A 6450-nucleotide genomic window follows, 5' to 3' on the forward strand; every position below is an offset into this window, starting at 1 on the left:
TTTTTTAATGGTCATTTTCAGTTAAAAAACTCTGGATAATTTTTTCACGAACTGTGAGAAAAATCTGGTTGTGGCCAGTAGGATGGATGCGGTTGGTCAATAGGATTAGTCCCGACTTTTGGACTCGGTCAAGAAGCATCAGGACACCAGTGTATCCGGTATGCAAAATCAATGGGTAATGAAATTCATGATCAAAGCGTAAATCCCAGCCCCAGGACCGTGGCTGCACGCCAGCAGGATTTTTATTGTCAAAAAGCTGGCTAACAAGGTCTTGACTGTATGGCAAGATGTGGCGGTCTAGCCCAAGATAGCCCCGTGCAATCTTGATCAAGTCTTCCATAGAAGAAAAGAGTCCAGCTGAGCCACAATCGTTGCCGAGTTGGCGTGCCTTGGGATCATGAGGAATGCCCTGCAAGACAACGCCTTGGTTTGTGGCGGTTGGAACACAGCGGTTCTTTTCAGGAGAAAAGCTTGTATCCTTAAGGCCCATTGGCTCAATAACTTCGCTTAAGCCAACTTCTTGAACGGGCTGGCCATAGATTGCTTTTATCACCAGGCCAAGCAAAATAAAATTAGTATCGGCATAGCGCATCTTGTGTTCAAATTCCTCCGTTACAGGCAAGTGGACAATAGCATCTAGCAATTCATCGTGGTTTAATTGGTCGCGGTGGTCAATCCAACCCTGGATTCCACTGGTATGGGTAAGCAAGTGAAAGAGACGAACGCGCTTGTCTTTAAATTCAGGAACAAAGTCGCAGAGAGGCTCGGTAAAGTTGATTTTGCCCTCTTGGTAAAGCTTGAGCAGAATATTTTCAGTAATCAGCACCTTGGTTAGGCTAGCTAGATCATATTCAGCAAAAGGGCTAAGCTGGGTGACTGTAGGATAGCTGCTGGCAAAGCCAACAGTTGATGTGAATGTTTGCTCGCCTCTAATAAAGGTGTAGTTAACTCCCGGAACAATCCGTTCAGATACCATTGCTTCAATTAAGTTTTGAGTGGTCGAATAATCAATCATGAAAAGTTTTCCTCAGTAAAATTTGTCTTAGCTATATTATATCCAATTTAGACGGGCTTTTTACTATTGAGGTGTTTTTGTTGTAAAAAAAGTCTTGAAGTTGGATGAGCTTCAAGACAGATTGTAAAACATAGTAAACTGATTATTTGGATATTTTTTGGTTTATTTGTTTGATCATTATGCGGGCACGAGTTATAGAAATGATCCAAATGACTAAGTAGATGGAACAGTAAGTGATGGTAAAGTCTAGAATTATTTTAAGTTCAAGGGGCGTCCAGCCTGCCAGAAGAGCAAGAGGAATGGTCAAGCCATAGGAGATTAAAAAGTGGGTCGCAGTTTGCCGTGTGATGCTCCACCTTTCCTGATCAAAGCAAACGCTGCTGCCGCCCCAAATGGCTCCCATTAGGGCCCATATAATCATTGAGACTAAGGTTGCCTGTAAAGGATCAGTGAACTGGCTGACAAAACGCTCAGTAGAAGGGTAAAACTGGCTTGAGTGACTAGCAAAGCTGAAGTTAATAGCTAGTAGCAATCCAACTGTTACTCCAAGCGGCGCGAATTTGAGAGAACGACTGACAACTGTTTTAAAATTCTTCATAATAAGTACTCCTTTTTAATTTCTTGCATATAACGGCGCGAGGTATAGGTGGTCTTGCCGTTTTTGAGGATGACCTGGTAGATGCCGTTGCGTGTCAGCGCAAATTCCTGAATGCAGCTGAAGTTGATGATTTCAGAGCTGGAAATTTGTACGAACAAGTTGCGGGGCAATAGTTCCTTAATCTTGTAAAGCCGCTCCTTAAGCCGGTAGACACCATTTTGAGTTTCACAGACGACTTCCTTGTCGTGGGTATGAATCGAGATAATCTCATAATAAGCAATAATTTTTTTGCGGCCTTCGCGGTGGCCGATTATGCTTTGCTCATTTACGAATTGATCTAAGTTATGGCAAAGATTGGTGCTGCTTTCATCAATTTGCGGCGTGTTGACAGTGACGAAGAGCTCCTTTAGATGGGGAATCACTTTTTGATTTATGAGCATACGGTAACCTCCTTTCTTTGAAACTAAAGATAGCAAAGCAGTTCTGCTTTGCCAATAAAATGGGAATAATTGGTCGTTTTGCCAGCATAAATGGTAAAAAAACAGATGCTGAATTTTTCCATTGCGCTTTAAAAGTGGGTCATGCTATAATATTTTTTGCAAAAGCGAGAGTGGCAAATAGGGCAGTAAAAACTTCTAATGGGAAGAAAAAGCTCTTGACAATATCTGCTTATTCAAGCATAATAATTACTGTTGATTTTGCCCGTTGGTCAAATGGTTAAGACGCCACCCTCTCAAGGTGGAGTTACGAGTTCAATTCTCGTACGGGTGATTTTTAACACTGGGATATAGCCAAATGGTAAGGCACAGGTTTCTGGTTCCTGCATGTTTCGGTTCGAGCCCGGATATCCCAATTTTTGTGATTTGTCTTAGTTTCAACTAGCTTCAAGTGTTGATACTAAGGCATTTTTGTTTTCTGTGATTTTCTGAAATTAACTGAAATTAGCCCAATCGGTGCAAAATTCGGTGCAAAATTTTTGGCAATGGTGGATTAGTCAAAATATCCTAAAATTGGTATAGTTAGCCACTGAAAAGTGTTATAATATCAAGTGTTCAGAGATTTAATAGTTTATAGTTTAATTACCTCAGAAAGTCCATTTTGGGCTTTCTTTTTTTGCTTAAAATAGCTAAATCGGTGCAAAATTTCACGTTCAAGAATGTAGGCATCCCCCGAACATACCAAAAAGGGATGCCCAGATAACTTAGCGCATCCCCATATAGTTGATTTTATAAATCTATAGCAGGTACATTAGCATGTCCTTTCGTTGTCTTTGCCTTTTAGGCATAGTTATGTATAAATAAATTAAAACGCTTAGAAGGCGAAATAGGGCACATATGGAGGAAGCATCCCATGGAAGTTACAGAAAATCTAAAGGTGTTTTTTAAACAAGATTTGGACAGGTTAGTAGCACATTCTGGTAGATATAAAAGAGATTTAACAGCTGATAGGGTAGATAGCCTTACTACAATAGATAAGACGATAGCCACTGAAGAAATAACCTTTGCTGAAAATGTTACCTGGTGTGTTGGTAAGGCTATTCAGGCATGCTCTATTAAGTCTAGAAAGATACTTACTGGTGTTTACCTGTTGGATCAATTGAATAAAACAGTCATGAAAGAAATAGGCTATGGCCAATCTAGGTATTGGGAATTAAAGCAGATAGCCTTAGATGAATTTATGGAAAACTTTGCTGCATACCAAAATCAAATAGGACTTGAACCATATATTAAGCTAGTTAAATAAAACAGAGGTCGCGTTTAACGACCTCTGAAATATATTACTTAACCACCCCCCAAAAGTGGGTTCGTTGATAGGTCATAACGTAAAATTGCGTTTTGATTAATCATAACTCAGAATTGAGTTTTGTCTTTAGGAGTCCCCAAAAGTGGGGTGTCGTGTTTTACGACTACCTTAAGGAAAAATGTTCAGGTTTTCTCAGGTTCTAAATCGGTCTGAGCGATTTAAAACTACGAGTAACAAGTGTAGTTATAACTACGGTTGTTAATTGGAATAAATCCCAGCAAATCCCAGCATTTACTAGGGTCTTTATTTAACGAAAAACAGGCTAAATCGTTGATTTATAGCCTTTTTAGGCACTGCACACTTTTTAAATGATGTGCACCCTTTTTTTAGTATAAGTATGCAGCGATTATATCAACCAATCCAAAACTGGTTTGGTTAAAATGTAATCTGTAGAGCTAATGGAGGTATTCCCCAAAATCGGGGAAAACTAAATTATGCATCCCTGATAAATCTTGTAAGTCGATGGTTCAATCCCATTGAGTTTTTATTTTAGGAGCCCTCAAAAATGAGTTCTCCTCTAGTTTTTAGGAGGGCTCAAGAATGAGCTATCATCTTCAAAACCCAACTTTGGGGACTGATAGTCAAAGCTCAAAAGTGAGCTCTGATAATTTTAAATCAGATTTGGTTTTTAAAGTCTCAAGTATTAACGAACGCAATTCTGCGTCGGTATATCAAGGGGTGTCCAAAATGGACCTCCCTTTGGCCACAGCACGAATGACGGTGAACGAAACGTTCTCCAGTTGGTAGGGATACACTAGGTCATTAATTAGTGTATCGGTTAGGGGATTAGGTAAAACCAATTTTGGATTCTCCTGTAGCAACCCGGGCTCAAGATTGAGCTGGGCTAATAGCCGAACGCAATTTTACGTTGGGCTATAAACAGGTCGTTCTGAACGATTTGTTTTATTTTAAAGGTATCAGAAACCAATTATGGATTTTGACCAGTTCCTCAAATCCAATTATAGATTGGGCATGTTGTAGTACAGGTCTGCAATCTTCTTGGCCACGGCATAATCTCATTAACAATTTGTTATTGAGAAGCCGGTATTAACTCTTAACGGGCTCAAATATGAGCTGGTTGTGGTCAATTAAATTTATTTCGAAATGGTTAACAGCCATAACGGATTTCTAAGTGGGTCTGAGCCACTTAGAGATATCTAATGAGTGTAGTTGTAGCTACGACTTTTTAAGGGAGCCCTGAATTAGGGCGTCCTAAATTAATACCGTCACGAATCGTTACGGTATAGGTTGTTTATTAGACTCGATGGGTCACAGCCATTGAGTTTAGCTTAGTAAAAGGGGTCGGTAATTCAAAGACCCCTTTAGATTATAGGTAGGGGGTGCGTGTGCGCACGCTCTATACAATTCAAAGCCTTATAATCCTTTCAAATCAGTATCTGTTCTAAATACTTTCAAAGTATTTAAGTGATACGGGTGGTTTATACCAGTATTAAATTAACCACAGCCCCCTCCCTTAAAATATTTCGAATTCAGTTTTTGAAAGAGAAGCCAGCATTATGTGGTTGCTCTCTTCAGACTCAACGGGGGCGGGGGATGCTTAACGCATTAATTATGATATATTAGGCTTGTCGCGAAACACGACCGGCTAGGTTATAATCATTTATCTAATATTATTAAATAATTTAATTCTTATTATTGATTTGGTGCAAAAAGTTATATAATAATTCATCAAATACTTTTGATTAGGAGTAATAATGAAATTGAATATTAAAAAAATCGGACTTGCGATAATTTCTGCTAGTTTAATAGGCGCAGCAGTAACGCCAACAATAACACCTGTTTATGCGACTAGTAAGAGTAAAATAGTTAAGATTAATGGCATTAAGATGACCATGAAAGAGTTTGAACGTAGACTGAATAAAGCCAAGGTAGTATATTATGCCAGTAGGGAAGAAATAGATAAGGCCTTAAAACAAGGTGGAAAAGTAAAGCCGTCCAAGAAAATCAAACATAGCAAGAAAACTGGAGTCAGAAGAGTGGGAATTGCTCCAGCAGTAGCAGCTATGGCAATTCCGGGCGTAGGTGAAGCTGTTCTTACTGCGGGTGGTGTTATCCTTATAGGCGGAGTGGCCCTAGCAGCTGGCTCCGCTTTGTACAAAAAGGCTGTCCAATTATTTGCTAAAAATAATAGTAAGATTAAGGACAAGTTCAATAAGGCAAAGCCTCATAGAACGCATGCAAGGCATAGTACACATGACAGGCATACAAAAAAACGCTCTGGTGGATATGAAAAGAAAAAAGGTAAAAAAGGATGGAAAATAAACAAGTAAAAGTTGAAAAAGTATTGAGACTAGATGAGTATGTAGGCAACAATAACTTGATGGAAGTTTATTCTCAACACCGTAATAGTGATAGCTTTTTGTTAGGCTATTTAATAGACGAGTTGGATGGATATTACATCTTTGAAACGGTTGACGACTACGGTGCGTTAGATGGTTTTTCACTTTATGCAAAATCAGATGTTGATGAAATATTAACTCATACCAGGTACACAAGAATATATGAAAGTTATGTTTATTTACAAAAAGAAAGAGGAAATTATGATTCTTTTTCTTTAGAACAACAATATAGCTTTGTGCCTAAAAAAACTATATTGAGTATCCTTGAGTATTGTTACCTTCACCAAAAGATAGTTATGCTTAATGAAATTGAACATGAAGTTTCTAGAGGTGGGAGAGTGCTAAGTGTTGCTAATGGTACTGTTACCCTAGATGAAGTTAGTTATTATAATGATTGGGAAAATTCAGAAACAGAAGTTAAACAAAATGTACCAATAGCAATCAGTAAAATAGTAGGATTGGATATTATTAGTAAAGATAACTATCTCTACGAACAATATCTTAAACAAAAAAATAGCTAGTTAAGTTTTATTCATGCAATAACAAAGGTAAATTGTAAAATGAAGTTGAACACTTGCGCTGATTAGAAAATGAAAAAAGTCCATTGGACTTCTCTGATAGAATGTAATTACCAACCTAATTCTAGAAAGAAGTCTCCAATGAACTCGCTTAAT

At 38.4% G+C, this 6450-nt stretch carries 8 protein-coding genes and 2 tRNA genes; 6 read left to right on the plus strand and 4 right to left on the minus strand.

What is annotated here, in order from left to right:
* Nucleotides 1-4: 4 nt before the first annotated feature.
* From AC2JF7_RS04995 to AC2JF7_RS05005, 3 genes are all read right to left on the minus strand, one after another.
* Nucleotides 5-1015: a serine hydrolase domain-containing protein gene (locus AC2JF7_RS04995; RefSeq protein WP_500727596.1), complete on the minus strand. Its 1011-nt coding sequence runs from the start codon at nt 1013-1015 to the stop codon at nt 5-7.
* Between the two features lie 142 nt (nt 1016-1157).
* A complete protein-coding gene (locus AC2JF7_RS05000; protein ID WP_500727597.1) occupies nt 1158-1613 on the minus strand; it encodes a DUF3021 domain-containing protein in 456 nt (151 codons plus the stop codon).
* Nucleotides 1610-2053: a LytTR family DNA-binding domain-containing protein gene (locus AC2JF7_RS05005; RefSeq protein ID WP_500727598.1), complete on the minus strand. Its 444-nt coding sequence runs from the start codon at nt 2051-2053 to the stop codon at nt 1610-1612. The genes AC2JF7_RS05000 and AC2JF7_RS05005 overlap by 4 nt, the downstream gene beginning before the upstream one ends.
* A 17-nt stretch (nt 2054-2070) precedes the next feature.
* Between AC2JF7_RS05005 and AC2JF7_RS05010 the strand changes: the two genes are divergently transcribed.
* The 4 genes from AC2JF7_RS05010 to AC2JF7_RS05025 all read left to right on the plus strand — a co-directional run bounded on the left by AC2JF7_RS05010 (nt 2071) and on the right by AC2JF7_RS05025 (nt 3356).
* Nucleotides 2071-2334 carry a hypothetical protein gene (locus AC2JF7_RS05010; protein ID WP_500727599.1) on the plus strand — a complete coding sequence of 88 codons (264 nt, stop codon included), beginning with the start codon at nt 2071-2073 and terminating at the stop codon, nt 2332-2334.
* Nucleotides 2313-2384, plus strand: a tRNA-Glu gene (locus AC2JF7_RS05015). Before AC2JF7_RS05010 ends, AC2JF7_RS05015 begins: the two co-directional genes overlap by 22 nt.
* 10 nt (nt 2385-2394) lie before the next feature.
* Nucleotides 2395-2466 (plus strand) — tRNA-Gln (locus AC2JF7_RS05020).
* 497 nt (nt 2467-2963) lie between these two features.
* Entirely contained in the window at nt 2964-3356 is a 393-nt protein-coding gene (locus AC2JF7_RS05025; RefSeq protein WP_500727600.1) for a hypothetical protein, read from the plus strand.
* Nucleotides 3357-4087: 731 nt separating this feature from the next.
* On the opposite strand, the gene AC2JF7_RS05030 is transcribed toward AC2JF7_RS05025, so the two are convergent.
* Nucleotides 4088-4216 carry a hypothetical protein gene (locus tag AC2JF7_RS05030; protein WP_500727601.1) on the minus strand — a complete coding sequence of 43 codons (129 nt, stop codon included), beginning with the start codon at nt 4214-4216 and terminating at the stop codon, nt 4088-4090.
* A 915-nt stretch (nt 4217-5131) separates the two neighbouring features.
* Here AC2JF7_RS05030 and AC2JF7_RS05035 point away from each other — a divergent pair.
* Nucleotides 5132-5707: a hypothetical protein gene (locus AC2JF7_RS05035; protein WP_500727602.1), complete on the plus strand. Its 576-nt coding sequence runs from the start codon at nt 5132-5134 to the stop codon at nt 5705-5707.
* Nucleotides 5689-6297, plus strand: a complete 609-nt coding sequence (locus AC2JF7_RS05040; protein ID WP_500727603.1) for a hypothetical protein — start codon at nt 5689-5691, stop codon at nt 6295-6297. The genes AC2JF7_RS05035 and AC2JF7_RS05040 overlap by 19 nt, the downstream gene beginning before the upstream one ends.
* The last annotated feature ends 153 nt before the right edge of the window (nt 6298-6450 follow it).

The organism is Lactobacillus sp. XV31L (assembly GCF_059900865.1).

Excerpts from the sequence above, each read along its gene's own strand:
- AC2JF7_RS04995 (WP_500727596.1), bottom strand. The coding sequence starts at position 1,015 with ATGATTGATTATTCGACCACTCAAAACTTAATTGAAGCAATGGTATCT.
- AC2JF7_RS05035 (WP_500727602.1), top strand. The coding sequence starts at position 5,132 with ATGAAATTGAATATTAAAAAAATCGGACTTGCGATAATTTCTGCTAGT.
- AC2JF7_RS05025 (WP_500727600.1), top strand. The coding sequence starts at position 2,964 with ATGGAAGTTACAGAAAATCTAAAGGTGTTTTTTAAACAAGATTTGGAC.
- AC2JF7_RS05040 (WP_500727603.1), top strand. The coding sequence starts at position 5,689 with ATGGAAAATAAACAAGTAAAAGTTGAAAAAGTATTGAGACTAGATGAG.
- AC2JF7_RS05005 (WP_500727598.1), bottom strand. The coding sequence starts at position 2,053 with ATGCTCATAAATCAAAAAGTGATTCCCCATCTAAAGGAGCTCTTCGTC.
- AC2JF7_RS05000 (WP_500727597.1), bottom strand. The coding sequence starts at position 1,613 with ATGAAGAATTTTAAAACAGTTGTCAGTCGTTCTCTCAAATTCGCGCCG.